The sequence below is a fragment of the Syntrophomonas curvata genome, from assembly GCF_052976825.1.
On record NZ_CM129641.1, the window covers coordinates 656,307 to 675,282 of the forward strand.

The window sequence follows — 18,976 nt, forward strand, 5'->3', positions numbered from 1 at the left end:
TGCGATCCTAAATTAACGTGGTAAAGGATTACTATGGTGGAAATGGCGGAATTTTAAAAGGTGTTTTTGCCTGCCGTGATTTTGGCGTTTAACCGGTTACTGAAAAACAATGGGGCGAAACTGCTGATCACGATAATAATTATGCTTTTAAACATGCTTAACGAGTGGGTAAAGAATTACACATATAAATAATAAATGGTGTCAGATGCTATCGGTTCACCTCCTGCTCCTGGGTTTTAGCATTTTTAGTGCAGGTTCGTCTCTGGTAATGAGCTGTATGTAATAAGAGCGCATAATATAGAGTTGGTTGAGCCTTTCCCTAAGGGTTTCCCTTTCGTCATGATCTTCAGTCCGCATAATCTGCTCTTTAATTCCCTCAATTCGGTCGACAATATTGATAATAGACTTTTCTCGATAGCTGTATTTCATTTAATCTCCCAGATTCTTTATTTATATACCTATACCGGGCAAAATTAAATCGGATATGCTTTTAAATCTCATCTTTTCCTTTATCATATTAAATATCATATTAAATTGAAGCCATAAAAGTTCGCTATTTCGTTATTAATGATATGAAAAATATGCACAAACATTCATTATGCTGCAGTATCTTCTGAGGGATAAGGCCTGCTATATAAGAATAGCCATTTTGTCCCTGTACCCCTATGGATGGATGTGGTAAAATTCACAATAGCAAATTACGACTTGAGGTGGCGGCAATGATTAAAAATAGTCTAAAAGCCCGTATTATTTTTCTGCTGGTTCTATTTAATTTGTTGGTTTTCGGATTTTTCGGCTGGAACAGTCTGGCACTGCAGCGTATTTTGGTTAACGATTTTGAGGAAGAATACATAGCTCAAACCTCAGAGATGGTCATTGAGTGCGTTGAAGATACCCAAAAAGAAGTAGCAGTATTATCGGATTCCCTGACCGCCAATGCAGCCGTCAAAGAAGCCTTCAGGCAGGAAGACCGGGAAGGGCTGCTTGATTTAGCTCTTCCCATATACCAGCAATGGCAGAAGGATTATCATATAACCCAGCTCAACTTCTTTTCCCCCCAGGGTACGGCAATATTAAGAGTGCAAAAACCCGAGCAATTTGGCGATAATGTTGCTTACCGCAAGGCACTGGCCCAGGCTATTCAAACCAAGCAGAAAGTTGTGGCGGTAGAAAAGGGCGTCACTGGTTTTGGTATTCGCTGCATAACCCCGTTTATAGAGGAGAACAGGTTAATAGGCCTTTATGAGGTCGGGGGTTCCCTGGAAGAATCCGTAGGGGATGCCCTGAGCAAATTGAATCAGGGGGAATATGTTATCTTTGGCCTGGAACAGCAGCAGGCAGTGATGCTATGGCAGAGTGCGACGCCCACCATAAATTTATCCGCCCATGATCTGCAAGAACTTATCAAGGGAAACAGCCTGGCTCGAAAAAGCAGCGATAACCGGCTAATACTGTCTTTGATACCCATTAAGGATGTGGAAGGCAGCACAATTGCTTTTGTACAGGGGGAGATTTCGCGGGACAAGTTCATTCAGGCAGAAAACAAGGCTAAAAACCGTTCTCTGATTATTGTGGTTATATCGCTGTTATTAGTCTGTGCTGCGGTCTATATTGTATTGCACCGGGCTTTAAAGCATCTGGCACCCCTAAGGGATAGTATGATACGCGTAGGGGAAGGTGATTTGACCGCGGTAATTGATTTGACCAGTCAAGATGAAGTCGGCAAATTAGCCCATGGATTTTCTGACTTGCTGGAACGTTTCCGCGGGGTTATGTATGAGCTTTTCTCCAAAAGCTCAAGCCTTACCACTAACGCGTATTTTCTGGATGATGTAGCCGGTTCGTCGGTGCTTAAACTGGAGCAAACATCCAAACATCTCCAACAGGTGGGAGGTCGGTTGAAGGAGGCGGGCGGCAGCTTGCGCGAAGCCGATTCCGGAGTAGAAGAGATTGCAGGCGCCTCGTCAATGGTAGCTGAGCAGGCTCAAAACCTGCAGAATACCTATCTGCAACTATCTGAAGCAGCCCAGCAAGGCAAAGAAGAGATGAGAAGATTCGAAGAGACGGGACAGCTATTGGGCCAGCGAGGACAGGCTACCGTTCAGAAAGCCCGGGAGCTGGAAAATATCTCCCGCGATATCGGCGAAATAACCGCTACCATTATGAGTGTTTCCGAGCAGACTAACCTGCTGGCCCTGAATGCAGCTATCGAATCTGCCCGGGCTGGGGAGCACGGACGCGGTTTCGCGGTGGTTGCCGAGGAGATTCGTAAACTGGCGGAGCAAACAGCAGGGTATACGCGGCAGATCAGTGCCCTAATCAGCGGGGTGCAGGCTAATATCGGCAGTTTTGTATTAGATGTTGAGTCCATGGGCGCAGCCATCGAGGAGGAGAATCAGACTACCGACAAGGTCATTACCACTATAGAAGAGATTATAAAACAGATTGTTAACATCCAGGATTCGGTTATGGACATTACTTCGGCCATGCAGGAACAGAGTGCTTCTTCACAGCAAATATCGGCTGTTGTAAGTACTGTAAATGATGCCATGCTGGTTTTGATCGATACCTTGGATAAGGTCATATCCGATATAGACAAACAGATGGGTAATTTTTCAGCCATCGTTGACATTGCAGGCGAAACCAATAAAATATCCGAAGACTTCCGGGATATCTTGGGTAATTACCATTTGCCTGACGAAGTGGTATTAAGACAGGTTATGGACGACCATCGGGGTTTTGTGCGTAAATACCAGTTTATCGTCGAGCATGATCTCTTTGCCGACCCGGACGATGTTCCTACTCATCTGCAATGCCGTCTGGCCCGCTGGCTTAACTCGGTTAAGGAAGAGAAGATGCTGGAGGTATACAACAGCCTGGTCGCCGATCATCATGAGCAGGTACATGCGCTGGCTCGTGAAGCAGTCGTTCTTAATAACGATGACTGCAAGGATGAGGCCCGGGAACGTCTGCGCGATATGGAAGCGGCTTCAGACAGAATTATTGAGGCTTTGGAGAAATTGATAAACTATAAGCTTAATGGGGAGATATGAAATCTTAATTAGGCAACCTATAATTCACATCAGGCAGCTAGCAACACCCTGAAGGGGAGCGCTAAGCTGCCTGATGTGTCGTTAGCCTGAATATGGGGGGGGTCTGCGTTTCCTTAAACCTATATTTTCCCGACATCCGATTCAGATGCGAACACACTGGTGGTTCTCTTCAGGATTCCGGCCATGTAGGCTAAAAAAACGCCGTAATTGATCAGGGCAACCCCTTTTTCCCCGGCTGTACGTATACGGGACAGCATCTGTTTGCGGTTCAGCATGCAGGCGCCGCAGTGGATTATCAGCTTATACTTTTCCAGGTCTTCAGGGAAACTGCTGCCGCTGCACCAGTCCAGGGACAGAGCGCCCCCTGCCTGTTTCTGAAGCAGATTGGGTATTTTAACCCTGCCAATGTCGTCTTCCTGGCGATGATGAGTACAAGCCTCAGCTATTAGCACCCGATCTCCCGGTTTAAGATTCTCCAAAACCTGTATGCCCTGCATCATACTCTTCAAATCGGCTTTGTAGCGGGCAAACAATATGGAAAATGAAGTAAGGGGGATGGACTCGTCGATTAGGGAGGAGACGGCGGCAAAAGCCTGGGAATCAGTGATAACCAGGCGCGGCGGTTTGGTCAGGCCGGCCAGGGCAGACTCCAGCTCGGTTTCCCTGACCACCAGGGCCTGGGCATTGTGATCCAGAATATCCCGGATGGTTTGTACCTGGGGTAATATCAGGCGGCCTTTGGGAGCGGCACTGTCAATAGGGGTGACCAGTATGCAGATATCACCGGGGGAAAGAATATCGCCTACGATACTCGCATTTTCAAACCCGGAGGGCGTGTTCCCGGCTATAAGCTCCCGCAGCTCCGATATGCCTGCACCGGTCACCGTACTTACCGGGTGCAGGTATAGCCCCAGCTCTTCTTCCAGCAACGCCTTTTGAATATTGCCCTGATCTACCTTATTCAAGACTGCCAGCACCGGTATGTCCTGTTTGACAAAGGCTTCAAGCAAATCCTTCTCAAAATTGCTAACGCCCAGGGCTGGGTCGATGACTAAAATAGCCAGGTCGGTTTTATCCAAGACTGTACGGGTTTTCTTCACCCGCATTCCTCCCAGGGCTCCTGCATCATCTATTCCGGCGGTGTCAATCAGGACGCACGGACCCAGAGGAAGTATCTCCATAGACTTGTAAACGGGGTCGGCGGTAGTTCCTGCCTCTTCCGACACCAGGGCAATGTCCTGTCCCGTAATAGCGTTGATCAGGCTTGACTTGCCGGCATTACGCCGGCCGAATATAGCAATATGGGGGCGATTAGCCCGGGGGGTATCATTAATGCCCATAACCAGACCTCCGTAGAATAATCCGTGTTCTAAATCCGTGACCGGAGGGAACATGTGCTGTCCCCGGTGGGGGCGTAGTCTGTGGTTAATAATCCCTGCCGCTTAAAGTAATGCGGCGAGTCGCCCCATTGCCAAAGGGTTAGTTCATAGCCGGCCTCGTGGATATCATGTTTTAAACGCTCAAAATTACTGAATTTTTTATTGGCATAGAGCATATAGTCCTTGCGGTTGTCCTCCGGGGTAAGCACCGGCATGACGATATTGGCCCCGGCTTTCAGCCCCAGCTTGAGCCCGTCCGGGTGGATGCTCTGAAGAGCAGTGGAAGCTACCATATTTATGTCCGGCATCAAGATTCGGGCCAAAGCCAGCATGCGGATGGTAGTGGTAAAAGCATCCGGGATAAATTCCGTCTTCTGCCGGGCCAATGGCGTATCCGGATGAGGGATATAAGGGCCCATTCCCAGCATATCGATGTCTTTGGCCTGGAAAAACTCGAGATCCGTAGCCAGGTCCTCATAGCTCTGGCCGGGAAGCCCTATCATAACACCGGTGCCCACCTGATAGCCGATCTCCCTTAAAGCATCCAGGCACTCCAGGCGTCGGTTATAGCTCTGCTCCGGCGGGTGTATTTTCTGAAAGAGAAGCGGGTTTGAAGTCTCTATGCGCAACAGGTAGCGGTGTGCCCCGGCTTCCCATAATTGGCGGTATTGCTTATAGGTAAGCTCCCCCAGGCTCAGGGTTATGCCCAGGCCCTGCCCGCTGTTCTTGCTGCGGTATCCTTTTATAGTCCTGATAACATCAGCGATAAAGTCTACCTCTTTGCTGGAGGAGAGTTCGCCTGACTGAAGGCAGATGGACTGATAACCGGCATCATAGGCCTGCAAGGCCAGCTCAATTATCTGCTCCCGCTGCAAATGATAGCGGCGTATAAGGCTATTGCCCCGACGCAAACCGCAGTAAAAACAATTGCGGCGGCAGCAGTTGGAGTACTCAATTAATCCCCGGGGATAAACGGCGCTGCCCAGGTGCTGGCGGCGGCAATGGTCAGCCTTCTCCAGCAGTTGCCGGTCAAGGCTGGGATCAGTATTATGGAAAATATCGGCTATTTTAATTTTCGAAGTATGCGTCATGGCGAAAGTACTCCCTTAGCGTTGTCCGTATGGCATCAAGTTCGGGCGGGGTTATTGTGTTGGCGTTATCTATGCAGAGCCCGTAGTTCGTGCTTAGCTGGACTTTAAGGGTGGAAAAGCTTATAGCATCGGCTGCCCGGCCGTGAATAAACGCCCACCGGCGGCCGTAGATTCGGGCCCAACGCACATTCAATTCCGGATACAATTCATGCAATGCCTGGTGGCAGGAAAGGATAATATCGTTGCTGTACCGGTAATGCTTGTTAATCAAGGAACTCAGACTATCCATCTATATCCCCCCTACAGGAACAAATCCCTTTCTCCAGCTTCGATACGGGCCAACATATCCCGTACCGTCTGCTTAACACTTTCATTGGGCAGCTGTTCCAGTTCCATGTTAATCAAGGGCTGGCCTATTTTTTGGGTTTCAGGGCTGGCATAATCCAGCAGATACTCTTTGAAGGTCAGAATGGCATTGGGCATGCACAGGTTGTGAATTTTGCCTTTTTTAGCTATGCCCATGAAGCATCCTCCGGTACGCCCGCAACGGTAATCGGCGGTACAGAAAGAAGTGATAAAGCCCATCCGGGCCAGGTCTTGGATAGTCTGGTCCAGGCTGCGGTTGTCGCCCAGGATGAACTGCTGAGTACTGTAATCCAACGCCTCTTTGCTATAACTGCCGACCCCGATATTAGAGTCGGCATCCAACTGGGTGCAGCCTACCTTCAGGACATCATCTCTGATTTCAGCTCTTTCCCGGGCGGTGATTATCATACCGGTATAAGGCACTGACAGACGGATGACCGTGACCAATTTTTTGAAGGTGTCGTCATTTACCAGATGAGGACTGTTGTTTACCCAGGGGGTGTTTACGGCCGGCTGCAAGCGGGGAAAGGATATGGTATGGGGGCCTACTCCGCCAAATTTCTCCTCCAGGTCGATAGTATGGAGCAGCAGTCCCATTATTTCAAACTTCCAGTTATACAGGCCGAACAGAGCTCCGATGCCGACATCATCCACCCCTGCTTCTATGGCCCGGTGCAAAGAATAGAGGCGCCAGAGGTAGTCGCGTTTGAGCGGCCCCTGAGAGTGCAGATTTTTATAGGTCTGATGATGATATGTTTCCTGGAATACCTGGAAGGTCCCGATCCCTACTTCCTTAAGCAGCTTGAAATCGTCCCGGCAAAGGGGTGCCGCATTGACATTGACCCGCCTGATTTCGCCGTTGCTGACCTTGGTATCATAGGCGGTACGCAGGGTGTCGGCGATATAATGGACATCCGAGCGGGGGTGTTCCCCATAAACCATAATCAGGCGTTTATGCCCCTTGCTCACCAGGGCCTTAACCTCATCCCGCAGTTCCGCATTACTCAAACTATGGCGGTGGATATCCTGATTTTTATGGCGGAAACCGCAGTAGATACAGTTATTGACACAGTAGTTGCTGACGTAAAGAGGGGCAAAGGTCACTATCCGCCGACCGTATACCTTGATTTTAATCTCCAAACCGGCGCTGTACATTTCCTCCCACAGTTCTTCGTCCGTACAGTTAAGCAGCGCCGCGGTCTCTTCCGGCTCCAGACGCTGCAGTTCCAGGGATTTGGATATAATCTCCCTGATCTCAGATTTATCCGGCTGCTGCTTTTTAAGCAAGGTCTCATTGATAAAGTTTTCATCGATAAAATCCCTGCCCTTATTTAAGTACTTCTCATTTTCTTCGGGCTTAATCACATTATTAACCCATTCCTTGACTGAAACACCATCCATTACACATTCCTCCCCTTTATTGAAGTTTAAGTTCATCCCGGGCTGGTATAACACTCAGCCTTAAAACCAAAAACGCCTACCCTGATAAGGAGTAAGCGTTACAGGGTAAGCTATGCTTAACCGGTATGTCCTCACCCCTTTAAGTCAGTGTTAACCTCATTATCAGGGACTGTTTTTAACTTTCATTTTCAAAAAAAGATCCTGCGGCAATATGCGGTTACTTATCGATTAAGAATATTGGGTCAGGGCACTCTTGACTGTTACCTGGGGCAGATTGCCCAGCTTGCCCGTAAGGGCGCCCAGTTCATCCGTGCTTCCGTCAACAATCAAAGAAATAACAGAAATATCCTTTTCCCGGTAGGGAAGCCCCATCCTGCCGATAATCATTGCGGCATGTTCACTGAGTATTTGATTGACACGCGGCGCCATCTCGCGGTCCTCGACTACTATGCCAATAACGCCTATTCGTTTATCACTCACGTTTTAACCTCCGGATATAAAAAATAAAACCACCAACCCTGAAGGGGCAAGCGGTTTTAGATGCGAGTCTGTCTGCCCCTTTAAATCAGCGTCAACCTTTTTAGCAGGGTAGTTTCTGTATTTTTTCCAGTATAACCCTTAAATCTGCAGTAAGCAAGTATTTTTTAACGGCAGCAGGAGGTTTTGGCTATGCGGCTTTTACCGGCCTATGAATCACAGACGGCAAATATATTCCGGGTAAAATGGGGAATTATATTTAAGTGGGGTTTAAAAAGCAATACTGGCTGGAAAGGAGTTTAAGGGTGCCCAAAATAGATTTACTTAAAATTTTCCCCTCTTTGCATAATATACCGCGGGAATTCCGTGCAGACAAATTTGCCGGAGGCTTAAACTACTTGCTGAATGGGGAGGTATTGACCGCTGCTCAAGGGATGGAAGTAAAATCTCCGCTGATGCTGATGCAACAAGGGGCTCCCGCTCCATATGTTCTGGGCGAGTATGCCGACCTGAGCCGGGAAGAAGCTTTTGCCGCCCTTGATGCGGCTGAGAAAGCCTGGTCTTCAGGCATGGGAGTCTGGCCCCGGATGACAACCGAAGAACGCATCAATTGTATGGAAGAGTTCCTGTGGCGCATGCGGCCGCTGGAAAAAAACTTTGCCCTGCTGGAGATGTGGGAAATCGGCCGTCCCTACCAATCCTGCCTGGATGAGTTCAGGCGTACGCTTAAATATATCGAAGATACTTTGGCTGCGCTTAAAATAATGGAGAAAGAAGCCCGGCTGCTAAAGCGGGCGGGTGATTTTATCTATCAGTTACGCAGGTGTGCACTGGGGATGTGCCTGTGCATGGGACCGTTTAATTATCCTTTAAACGAGACCTTTGCCATGCTTATTCCCGCTTTGCTTATGGGCAACACCGTGGTGGTGAAATTGCCCAAATACGGCTCCTTATGTACCACCCCTTTGTTTGAGGCATTTGCCCGTAGTTTCCCGGCTGGGGTAATAAACATCATCAATGGCGACGGACAGACCATCATTACTCCCATCATTGAGAGCGGCAAGATTTCGGTATTGGGCTTTATCGGATCGACCCGGGTGGCCAATCTGCTTATAAGCCAGCATCCTGCCAACAACCGGCTGCGTACTATTTTGGGTCTGGAGGCTAAAAATCCGGCTTTTGTGTTCCCGGACGCGGATATTGAACTCGCCGTCAAGGAATGTATAAACGGCGCTCTGGAGTTTAACGGACAAAGATGTACCTCGTTAAAGCATATTTGGGTGCACAGCAGTATGGCAGATAAATTCCTTGCTGCTATGAACCAGGCCGTTGAGGAGCTGGTCTGTGGCATGCCATGGGAAGACGGCGTTATGATAACCCCTTTGCCGGAAGCAGGAAAATGCGAGTGGCTCACTCGGCTGGTGGAAGATGCTTGCCAAAAGGGGGCGCGGGTGGTCAACCCGGGAGGAGGGCAGGTATACGGCAATCTGTTTTATCCGGCCATAGTCTTTCCGGTTGATCCGGACATGGAATTGTACCAGGTAGAGCAGTTCGGCCCCCTGATACCAGTGACACCGTTTAACCGGCTGGAGGAACTGATGGACTACCTGTCTGCCAGCGACTACGGCCAGCAGGCCAGCATTTTTACCGGTTCCCCCCATAATGCGGCTCCTCTAATCGACGGGCTGGCTAACCAGGTGTCCCGCATTAATCTCAATGCCCAATGCCGCCGGGGGCCGGACGAGCTTCCGTTTACCGGGCGCAAGGATTCAGCCGAAGGCACCCTTTCCGTTTCCGATGCCCTGCGTTCCTTTTCCATCCGTTCCCTGGCCGTAGCCAACGATCAGGGCAGGGACCTGTTTTTCGATGTTCTTAAAAGCAGAAAATCCAAGTTTCTAAGCATATAAATTACAATAAATAACAGAGGACAAGAACAATGTCAGCACAGCGAGAAAAACAAAGATATGTTAAAATTGAATAAAAAAAGGGGGGAGGGAACCAGTGAAAGCCTTTGAAGTGATAAATCCGGATGGAGTCTTTTTATATGTTGGACAAACCGTCAGGGATGCTTCTGAAATGCTTATGAAAAGGGGCGTTAACGCAGCTCCGGTTTTGAACCTGGCCAATGAGTGCATGGGTATCGTCAGCAAAGATCTGCTGCTTGATGCACTTCTTGCCGGCATATCAGGGGATACTGAGATAGAGCAGATAATGCAGGATGAGTACACCAACCTGCATTATGAAGAAGGGATCCTGATTGACAGCATTAAACCGCTGGAATTCGCTGTAGTAAAAAAAGATGGTATTGCAGTTGGAATAATAGATAATTCCGATCTCCTCAGGGCTTTTGCCTGGCAGGAAGAAGAGGAGAAAGCCGGGCTGAAAGCCACTATTGATGCGGTATATACACCGATTATAGCTATTGATAACGACGGCAGGGTTAAAATCTTTAACAAATGGATGTCCCGGGCGATAGGATTGGAAGACAAAGCGGTCATGTATGCCATCGTCCATGAGGTTATAGATAACCCGAAAATTATCAGTTTGCTATATGAAGAAATCACTTTTCCCGATAATAAGATAACTCTCAATGGGCGCAGCTATATCCCGTTTCGCAAAGACGTATTAAAGGATCATGAACGCATAGGCCGGGTACTGGTGCTGCGTGATATTTCGGAAGTAGAGCTGTTGGTGCGGGAATCGGAATATACCAAAAGGCTCAACAGTGAGCTGGAAGCTATTATTGAATCATCTTTTGACGGCCTCTATGTTACCGATGGTCAGGCCAACACCTTAAGGCTCAACAAAGGCTTTGAACGAGTAATGGGCATAACTCATGAACAATGTGTGGGGCGCAATATGGCAGACCTGGTCAGGGAAGGGGTATTTTCCCGTTCGGGGACCCTGGCGGCCCTGGAGACCGGCGCCCGGGCCAGCCTTACCCTCACCGCCAGTACGGGTAAAGAGGCTCTGGTCACCAGTAATCCCATTTATGATGAAGAGGGCAACATAATCCTGGTAGTTACCAATGTGCGTGATATAACGGAGCTTAATGAGCTCCAGCGGAAATTGGAGCATGTCGAGGGTTTGCGGGAAAGAGAGATGGAAGCTGTCATAGAATCGATGTTTGACGGCCTCTATGTTACCGATGGTCAGGCCAATACCTTAAGGCTCAACAAAGGCTTTGAACGAATAATGGGCATAACTCATGAACAATGTGTGGGGCGCAATATGGCAGATCTGGTCAGGGAAGGGGTATTTTCCCGTTCGGGCACCTTGGCGGCTCTGGAGAAGGGCGAGCAGGCAACCCTTACCCTCACGGCCAGTACCGGCAAGGAAGCGTTGGTCACCAGCAATCCCATCTATGATGATGAAGGCGATGTAATTATGGTGGTTACCAATGTCAGGGATATCACGGAACTCAATGAACTGCAGAGAACCCTGGAACGGGTAGCAGGGCTGCAGGAACTGTATAAAACCGAACTGCAGCAGATGAAACTGGAAAATTCCCGTAATCTGGTAATGACTTCAGTCAAGATGAAAGAATTGGTCAACATGGTGATACGGGTGGCGGCAGTGGATTCAACCGTGCTCATCCAGGGTGAATCAGGTGTCGGCAAGGATCTGATTGCGGAGATAATCCATTCGAACAGCAACCGTAAAGAGGGACCGTTTATTCGGGTAAACTGCGGTGCCATACCGGAAAACCTTCTGGAATCAGAATTGTTCGGTTACGAAGCCGGTGCCTTTACCGGAGCCAGCAAGACCGGCAAAGTAGGATTATTTGAACTGGCTCGGGGAGGGGTCCTCTTTCTGGATGAGATAGGTGAACTGCCTTTAAACCTGCAGGTTAAGCTGCTGCGTGCCCTGCAGGATAGAGAGATCAGCCGCGTAGGCGGTGTTCACCCTATTAAGGTTGACAGCAGAATTATAGCCGGAACCAACCGTGATCTGCTGGAGATGATAGAAAAGGGACAGTTTCGCCTGGACCTTTTTTACCGTCTTAACGTTATCCCCATCAATGTGCCGCCGTTGCGGGAACGCCAGGAGGATATCCCGGTACTCATGAATTATTTTCTTAACGTTTTTAATCAGAAGTATCAGATGAAAAAACGTCTGGACAATAGCGTCTATAACTGCCTGGTGGAATACGGCTGGCCGGGCAATGTGAGAGAACTGGAGAACCTCATGGAGAGGCTGGTGGTTACCAGCATCAACAATATCATCAGTATCAAGGATCTCCCGGCCAATATTAAAACCAGTACAGCGGCAGCGCGGGTTGGGGAAAGGCTGCTGCCGCTTAAGCAGGCGGTGGAAAATACCGAGCGCGAGTTATTGGAAACAGCGTTTACCCGCTACCGCACCAGCTATCAGGTAGCCCGAGTGCTGCAGGTTAACCAATCCACTATAGTTCGCAAGGCCCAGAAATATGGGATAAAACATTAGAAAGAGCCGGGTGCAGGCAGGGGTACCTGCGCCCGGCTCTTCTGGTAAAGGTGTATTAAAAGGGAACATTGCAATCTAGGATGATGACTCCATAGCAATCTTGTTGGATCTTCTCCAGATACTCATCTTTTCTGCTTCTTTTACCAGCTCATCCCTAAACTTGGGATGGGCAATACTAATCAGAGCTTCAGCCCTTTCCCAGGTACTCTTGCCCTTCATGCTGGCAATGCCGTACTCGGTTGCAATCATATGGGTCGCAGTTCGAGGTGAGGTGACTATGGCGCCGGGGGTAAGGATAGGTTTGATACGGGATACCAGTCCATCCTTGCCGTTAAAAGTTGAGGTCATACAGATGAAGCTCTGCCCGTTCTTTGATTTGTAGGCCCCTTCCACAAAGTCGAGCTGACCGCCGGTTCCGCTTATATGCCGGGGACCGACACTTTCGGAACAGACCTGACCAAAAAGGTCTGCTTCAATGCAGGCATTAATGGATACGAAATCATCTATGCCGGCCACAACCACCGGGCTGTTGGTATAATCAACCGAATAAGCCACAATACCGGGATTGTCATCGATGAAATCATAGAGTTCCCGGCTCCCCAAGGCAAAAGAAAATGTCTGCTTGTATTTATCAATATTTTTGCAGGCGCCGGTTATTTTACCCGCTTTGCTCATCTTTACATAGGCATCGACATACATTTCAGTGTGTACGCCCAGATCCTTTAAATCCGATTCAGCGATCATAGCTCCCATAGCATTAGGTATACCGCCGATACCAAGCTGTATGCAGCAACCGTTATAGAGACGGTCGATAATATGCTCCGCAATCTTCTGCTCAGTCTCATTGGGGGCTACGTCCGGTATCGTGGGTAAGGGCATATTGCTGCTTTCCACCACATAGTCGGCCTGACTGATGTGAATGGACTCCTGGTTGCCGCCCAGTACCCGGGGCATGTTGGCGTTGATTTCCAGAAGCACATACTGGGCCTTTTCAATAGCGGCCCAGGCCGAAGGACATCCGGCTCCGAAGCTGAAGTAGCCATGCTTGTCCATGGGGGAAACGGTTGCCATAAAAACATTGGTGGGGTCACAGTCTTTCCTGGTCATCATGGGGCATTCGTGGAACTTCATCGGAATATAAGACAGTATGCCCTGATTGTAATATTTGCGATCCAGTCCTCCGCAATGCCAGGAGTTCCAGTAAAAGTGTTCTCCGGTAGGGTCGGCTTCATTGGTGTAATGAGGCCAGGCGCCTATGTCGCAGCGAATTTTTACGTCCCATAATTCATCTTTTCTTCTAGCCAGAGCAGCATCGAGCTCGTTGGCACCTGCGACGCCAAAGGCGTGTTCAACCCAATCACCGGATTTGATTACCTTAACGGCCTCATCCGCAGTTACTAATTTCTTTTTATATTCATCTAGCCAAGCCAAACATAATTCCTCCCTTTAAGTGAAAATGACATTGTTATATATAGTGCGGAGCCTCTATGAACTCCGCACTATAGCTACGTACTTTGCTGCATTGAATCTTAATACTTGTACCAGACTATATCGTAATTACATAAGAGCGTCTTCGGGGCAGTCAATGGCGCTGGTGTCGGCAGCTTTCATGGCCTTCAAGGTTCCAAAGACACCGGGAACAACGTTTAATACATAGAACTTGGCAGTGGCGATTTTGCCTTTGTAGAAGTTCGCATCAAAGTGGTCTTCACCCAGTTCAGCGAGCTTCTTGGCTGCCAGCAGGGCTTGATCCAGCATCAGTTTGCCGCAGATGATCATGGAAGCGGCATGCAGGACCCGGGTGCCGAAGAGCTGCCTGTTTTGCGGCTTATTGACTCTCCAGTCTTCAACCGTGGCGACGATTTCCCGGTAAGCGGCGAAAGAATCTTCCATCATGGCAAACTCAGCGGCAAATTCCGGAGATTTCTTTTCCGCGATGAAATCGGCAATTATAGCCAGCCATTGCTTCATCGGCTCGCCGTCCCGCATGGTGGACTTGCGGCCGGTAAAATCCTGAGCATGCATAAAGTTGGTGCCTTCCCACAGGGAATAAATCTTGCAGTCCCGGGCCAGGGAAGCCGGGGCATATTCTTCAATGAAGCCATAGCCGCCGTGGCACTGGATGGCTTGCTCAATGCTGACCCACGCCATATCCGACACATAGGCCTTGCATAGCGGGATGTTGATCGCGGTCAAGTCATCATAATGCTTCCTCTCGGCCGGATCGGCAGCATCATGGGACAGGTCCTGCCAGAAGTAGGTTTGATAGAGTAAGGCCCGGCAGGCTTCCGTTATGGCCTTCTGGAACATCAGCATGCGGCGGACGTCTTCGTGCTCGATAATTCTGACACTGGGCCCTTTCGGATCAGTGAACTTGGGACTCTGCACCCGAATTTTGCAATAATCCAGAGCCGCGTAGTAAGCCGAACCGATGCAGCCCAGGGCGAATGTTCCGGTGTTCAGACGTTCTTCGTTCATCATCTGGAACATCTGCGCCATACCTTTACCGCGGCCTTCTACCGGTCCGTCGCCGATCATCCAGCCGTAGCAATTGTCATTTTCGCCGAAGGACAGGGACAAGGTGGAAGAGCCGTGGATGCCCATCTTGTGCTCGATGCCGGTGGAGGTCACGTCGTTCCACGCTCCTACGGAGCCGTCTTCGTTGACCCAGAATTTTGGCACAATCAAACAGTTAATGCCGGCGGTTCCCGGTTTTCCATCCGGGGTCTTGGCCAGTACCAGATGGATAATATTCTCCGCCAGGTCGTGGTCGCCGGATGTGATGAAGCATTTCTGGCCTTTGATCTTGTATAATCCCGGGGTGTCGGTGGGGTAGCATTTGGTGGAGCACGCGCCGACATCGGAACCTGCTCCCGGCTCCGTCAGGCCCATGGTGCCGCCCCATTCGCCCGAGAACATCTTGGGCAGGAAGCGCTCTTTCAGTTCTTCCGAGGCATTATTCTGGATAACGGTGGTAGCGCCCGCGGTCAGGCACCAAAACATTACTATCGCGGGGGAAGCACCGGACTGCATTTCGAGAATGGGAGCGTACCAGGACAGCGGCATACGGCCTTCTTCCGAACGGTTGGCAAACTGAGGTCCGAGACCGGCTTCGCAAACCGTGTTATATACAGCCTTGAAGGAGTCGGGGCTAACGACGGCATGTTCGTCACCGCCGACAAACTTCATGCCGATTTCATCGGCATCTTTGTTGGCCGGGCAGAGTACATCGCGGCAGATTTTGAAGCTGACATCAATGAAGCCGTCAAAATCGTCGAGCCCGTAATAGTCTTTATAGGCGTCGCAGGACAGGAGCTTTTCCATATCAAGCCATTCTTTAATCGCGAATTTGATGTCCCGCGTCTGATAGAGATAATTGTTGTGTGGCAAAACAAACCCTCCTCAAATACTTAATCTTAAATTTATAATCTCTCTACAATCAAGGCAGTTCCCATACCGCCGCCTATGCACAGGGTAGCCAGGCCGTACCTGGATTCGCGCTTCTGCATTTCATACAGGAGAGTGACCAGTATTCTGGCGCCGGAAGCCCCGATCGGATGGCCTATGGCGATAGCGCCGCCGTTGACGTTGACTTTATCCATTTTGTTCGCCCAGCCCAATTCCCGGGCTACGGCTATGGATTGCGCCGCAAAGGCTTCGTTGGCTTCAATCAGGTCCAGGTCGTCCACGGTCAGTCCGGCTTTCTCCAAAGCTTTGCGGGTAGCCGGTACCGGCCCTACTCCCATGATTTTGGGGTCAACTCCGCCGGAAGCGTAGCTTATTACTCTGGCCATGGGCTTGATACCCAGTTCATCAGCTTTTTCTTTGGACATAACGATTACGGCGGCGGCACTGTCGTTGATACCGGAGGCATTGCCCGCGGTTACACTGCCGTCTTTTTTGAAGGCCGGCTTCAGTCCGCCCATTTTGTCCAGGGTAGACTGGCGCGGATGTTCATCCGTGTCGAATACCAGGTCGCCTTTTTTGCCGGGAATGACTACCGGTACTATTTCATCTTTGAATCTGCCGGAAGCAATGGCGGCGGCAGCTCTTTCCTGGCTCTGGAAACCGAATTGATCCTGTTCTTCCCGGGTAATGCCGTAAAGGTCATTGACGTTTTCAGCGGTAATTCCCATGTGATAGCCATTGAAGGCTTCCCACAGCCCGTCTTTGATCATAACGTCGACCAGGGTGCCGTTGTTCATGCGATAGCCGTAGCGGGCTTTGTCCAGGGCAAAAGGAGCGGCGCTCATGTTTTCCATGCCGCCCGCCAGGACGATATCGGCATCGCCGGCTTTTATCACCTGGGCCGCCAGGCTGACGGCTCTTAAGCCGGAACCGCAAACTTTGTTGATGGTGAATGCGGTTGTTTCCTGAGGAATACCGGCATGGATCATAGCCTGCCGGGCAACGTTCTGACCCTGGGCGGCCTGGAGAACACAGCCGAATATTACCTCATCCACCTGCTCGCCTTTAATCCCAGCCCGCTTCAGGGCTTCGGCCATAACTACCTTACCCAGGTTCACTACCGGGGTATCCTTAAGGGCTCCGCCAAATGTACCTACCGGGGTTCTGCAGGCTCCAACCAGCACAACTTCTCTGCTCATATATTTTCACATTCCTTTCTCTCTTTATTCATTAAGTTAATTATAACGCTTTAGTTGTAGTCAAAGAATCCTTTACCGGTCTTTCTGCCCAGATGCCCGGCTCTTACTTTCTGTTTGAAGGACAGGGCAGGACGGTATTTGGAATCGCCGAATTCGTTCCAGAAGTAGGTCATGATCATAAGGCAGACATCTATACCGATTAAATCAGCCAGTGCCAGGGGCCCCATAGGCATGTTGGCTCCAAGTTTCATAGCTTTGTCAATTTCCTCCGCTGAAGCTATGCCTTCGGTGTAGAGGATAGCAGCCTCATTTATATAGGGAATCAGTACCCGGTTTACGATAAAGCCCGGGGATTCTTTCATGGGTACAGGCTCTTTGCCGATTTTATTGCTCAAATCGACAACCGCATCAATAACTGCCTGAGAGGTTTCTGCACCAGGTATAACTTCGACCAGCTTCATAGCCGGAACCGGATTGAAGAAATGCATGCCGACAATCTTGTCAGGGCGGCCGGTGGCGGCGGCAATTTCGGTTATACTCAGAGCCGAAGTGTTGGTCGCCAGGATAGTATCAGGGCCGCAGATGCCATCCAGCTCTTTCATCACCTTTTTCTTCACATCAATATTCTCGATAATAGCTTCAATAACAATATCAACTTCTTTAAAAACGTTGTTGTCTGTAGCGGTGGACAAAAGACCTTTATATTTTTCGACATCTTCAGGAGTCTTTTTGCCTTTAGCGGCAGCTTTGTCCCAGTTCTTAAGTATACCATTAACCCCACGGGCAACAAAATCGTCAGCAATATCCACTAATACAACCGTATATCCCGCTTCAACGCAAATCTGAGCAATACCGGCCCCCATAGTGCCTGCACCTAAAACTCCGATTTTATTTATAGCCAATTTTCCTACCTCCCTAATTTAGAAAATAATAACCATCATTACTTACCTGTAAAATTAGCTGACCGTTTCTCTATAAAAGCTGTCATTCCTTCTTTTTGATCCTCGGTACTGAAGCATAGGCCGAAAAGGTCCGCCTCAATAGTCATGGCCCGGTCTATATCTGTCTGTAAACCTTCATTGGCAGCAGCTTTGCAGAAGCGAACCGCCAGTTTGCCTTTGCTCATGATTCTGCCGGCAATAGCTTTCACCAAGTCCATAAGCTCCTCAGGAGCCACTACGCTATTGACCAGACCGATGCGAAGAGCTTCCGAGGCGTTGATTAAATCAGCGGTATACAGCATTTGTCGAGCCATTCCCGAACCTACCAGGCGCGGTAAACGCTGGGTCCCCCCAAATCCCGGAGTTATGCCCAATCCGACCTCAGGCTGTCCAAACTTGGCCTTAGACGAGGCAATACGGAAGTCGCAACACATAGCCAGTTCACAGCCGCCCCCCAGAGCGAAACCGTTAACGGCAGCGATAACCGGCTTTTCCATAGCCTCTATCATACGAAAGACCGTTTGTCCCAGTGCACCGAACTCTCTGCCTTCAACTGCAGTGAGATTTTGCATAAAGGCGATATCAGCACCGGCTACAAACGCCTTATCACCTGCTCCCGTAATTATCAATACGTCTATCTCGGGATCATTATTAATGCTGGCAATAGCGTCCTTCATTTCCAGCAGAGTATCCTTGTTTAAAGCGTTTAAAGCTTTAGGCCGGTTAACATAGAGAGTCGCGAGACCGCCTTCCTTTTCTAAAATCAGGTTTTCGTAAGCCATTTTAACCTCCCTCCAAACACAATAAGTAACTAAACCCCTCCAGAAAAAAATAAACTAATAACTAATGAAATCTTAAAGTATGCACTCCCCCCTCCCATGAAGCTTAACATTTAAATCTATATATTAATCTGTAAGATCGCAAGGCTGGCTATATATATGATAGAATTGATGTGAACCCCCATTCCGGCAGACGTATAAAACGGTGCAGGCTGCAAATAAAAAAAGGGGTGCTACTGTTCCATGATGGTTTAAGAACCCGACTCCATGAGGCAAGTTTTCTTAAAAACAGGAAAGGGTGGTTCCCTGCTGGCCATCATAGAGCAGTAGCGAGTATATATAATGACATTTAAGGGGGTTACAAATTAATCGGATATCACCTGGCATATATACAAGCAATAAACATGCCAGTTCCGGGATTAACCCCGGAGCCGAG

At 49.3% G+C, this 18,976-nt stretch carries 14 protein-coding genes; 3 read left to right on the forward strand and 11 right to left on the reverse strand.

Annotation, left to right across the window (positions count from 1 at the left end):
* Positions 1 to 216 precede the first annotated feature (216 nt).
* Positions 217 to 429 carry a hypothetical protein gene (locus tag ACU70B_RS02760; protein WP_447184835.1) on the reverse strand — a complete coding sequence of 71 codons (213 nt, stop codon included), beginning with the start codon at positions 427 to 429 and terminating at the stop codon, positions 217 to 219.
* Positions 430 to 719: 290 nt separating this feature from the next.
* On the opposite strand from ACU70B_RS02760, the gene ACU70B_RS02765 reads away from it, so the two are divergent.
* Positions 720 to 3,053, forward strand: coding sequence for a methyl-accepting chemotaxis protein (locus ACU70B_RS02765; RefSeq protein ID WP_447184836.1), 2,334 nt, complete (start codon positions 720 to 722; stop codon positions 3,051 to 3,053).
* A 119-nt stretch (positions 3,054 to 3,172) separates the two neighbouring features.
* Here the strand turns inward: ACU70B_RS02765 and hydF are convergent, their stop codons facing one another.
* The 5 genes from hydF to ACU70B_RS02790 all read right to left on the reverse strand — a co-directional run bounded on the left by hydF (position 3,173) and on the right by ACU70B_RS02790 (position 7,770).
* Complete coding sequence (gene hydF / locus ACU70B_RS02770) at positions 3,173 to 4,393, reverse strand: [FeFe] hydrogenase H-cluster maturation GTPase HydF (RefSeq protein ID WP_447184837.1); 1,221 nt, start codon at positions 4,391 to 4,393, stop codon at positions 3,173 to 3,175.
* Positions 4,394 to 4,422: 29 nt separating this feature from the next.
* Positions 4,423 to 5,523, reverse strand: coding sequence for a [FeFe] hydrogenase H-cluster radical SAM maturase HydE (gene hydE, locus ACU70B_RS02775; RefSeq protein ID WP_447184838.1), 1,101 nt, complete (start codon positions 5,521 to 5,523; stop codon positions 4,423 to 4,425).
* A complete protein-coding gene (locus ACU70B_RS02780; RefSeq protein ID WP_447184839.1) occupies positions 5,501 to 5,812 on the reverse strand; it encodes a hypothetical protein in 312 nt (103 codons plus the stop codon). Before ACU70B_RS02780 ends, hydE begins: the two co-directional genes overlap by 23 nt.
* 11 nt (positions 5,813 to 5,823) lie before the next feature.
* Positions 5,824 to 7,290, reverse strand: a complete 1,467-nt coding sequence (hydG, locus tag ACU70B_RS02785) for a [FeFe] hydrogenase H-cluster radical SAM maturase HydG (protein ID WP_447184840.1) — start codon at positions 7,288 to 7,290, stop codon at positions 5,824 to 5,826.
* Positions 7,291 to 7,518: 228 nt separating this feature from the next.
* The gene (locus ACU70B_RS02790) at positions 7,519 to 7,770 is read right to left on the reverse strand and encodes a TM1266 family iron-only hydrogenase system putative regulator (RefSeq protein WP_447184841.1); all 252 of its coding nucleotides are present in this window, start codon (positions 7,768 to 7,770) and stop codon (positions 7,519 to 7,521) included.
* Between the two features lie 302 nt (positions 7,771 to 8,072).
* Between ACU70B_RS02790 and ACU70B_RS02795 the strand changes: the two genes are divergently transcribed.
* Both ACU70B_RS02795 and ACU70B_RS02800 read left to right on the forward strand, forming a co-directional pair.
* Positions 8,073 to 9,674 carry an aldehyde dehydrogenase family protein gene (locus tag ACU70B_RS02795; RefSeq protein ID WP_447184842.1) on the forward strand — a complete coding sequence of 534 codons (1,602 nt, stop codon included), beginning with the start codon at positions 8,073 to 8,075 and terminating at the stop codon, positions 9,672 to 9,674.
* A 94-nt stretch (positions 9,675 to 9,768) separates the two neighbouring features.
* Positions 9,769 to 12,213 (forward strand): sigma 54-interacting transcriptional regulator, encoded by a 2,445-nt coding sequence (locus ACU70B_RS02800; protein ID WP_447184843.1) that lies wholly within the window; start codon positions 9,769 to 9,771, stop codon positions 12,211 to 12,213.
* A 75-nt stretch (positions 12,214 to 12,288) separates the two neighbouring features.
* Here ACU70B_RS02800 and ACU70B_RS02805 read toward each other — a convergent pair whose 3' ends face one another.
* The 5 genes from ACU70B_RS02805 to ACU70B_RS02825 all read right to left on the reverse strand — a co-directional run bounded on the left by ACU70B_RS02805 (position 12,289) and on the right by ACU70B_RS02825 (position 18,543).
* Entirely contained in the window at positions 12,289 to 13,644 is a 1,356-nt protein-coding gene (locus tag ACU70B_RS02805) for an acetyl-CoA hydrolase/transferase family protein (protein WP_447184844.1), read from the reverse strand.
* 126 nt (positions 13,645 to 13,770) lie between these two features.
* Positions 13,771 to 15,603 carry an acyl-CoA dehydrogenase family protein gene (locus tag ACU70B_RS02810; RefSeq protein ID WP_447184845.1) on the reverse strand — a complete coding sequence of 611 codons (1,833 nt, stop codon included), beginning with the start codon at positions 15,601 to 15,603 and terminating at the stop codon, positions 13,771 to 13,773.
* 32 nt (positions 15,604 to 15,635) lie between these two features.
* A complete protein-coding gene (locus ACU70B_RS02815; protein WP_447184846.1) occupies positions 15,636 to 16,820 on the reverse strand; it encodes an acetyl-CoA C-acetyltransferase in 1,185 nt (394 codons plus the stop codon).
* A 50-nt stretch (positions 16,821 to 16,870) separates the two neighbouring features.
* Positions 16,871 to 17,722 carry a 3-hydroxyacyl-CoA dehydrogenase family protein gene (locus tag ACU70B_RS02820; RefSeq protein WP_447184847.1) on the reverse strand — a complete coding sequence of 284 codons (852 nt, stop codon included), beginning with the start codon at positions 17,720 to 17,722 and terminating at the stop codon, positions 16,871 to 16,873.
* 38 nt (positions 17,723 to 17,760) lie between these two features.
* Positions 17,761 to 18,543, reverse strand: a complete 783-nt coding sequence (locus ACU70B_RS02825) for a short-chain-enoyl-CoA hydratase (RefSeq protein ID WP_447184848.1) — start codon at positions 18,541 to 18,543, stop codon at positions 17,761 to 17,763.
* Between the last annotated feature and the right edge of the window lie 433 nt (positions 18,544 to 18,976).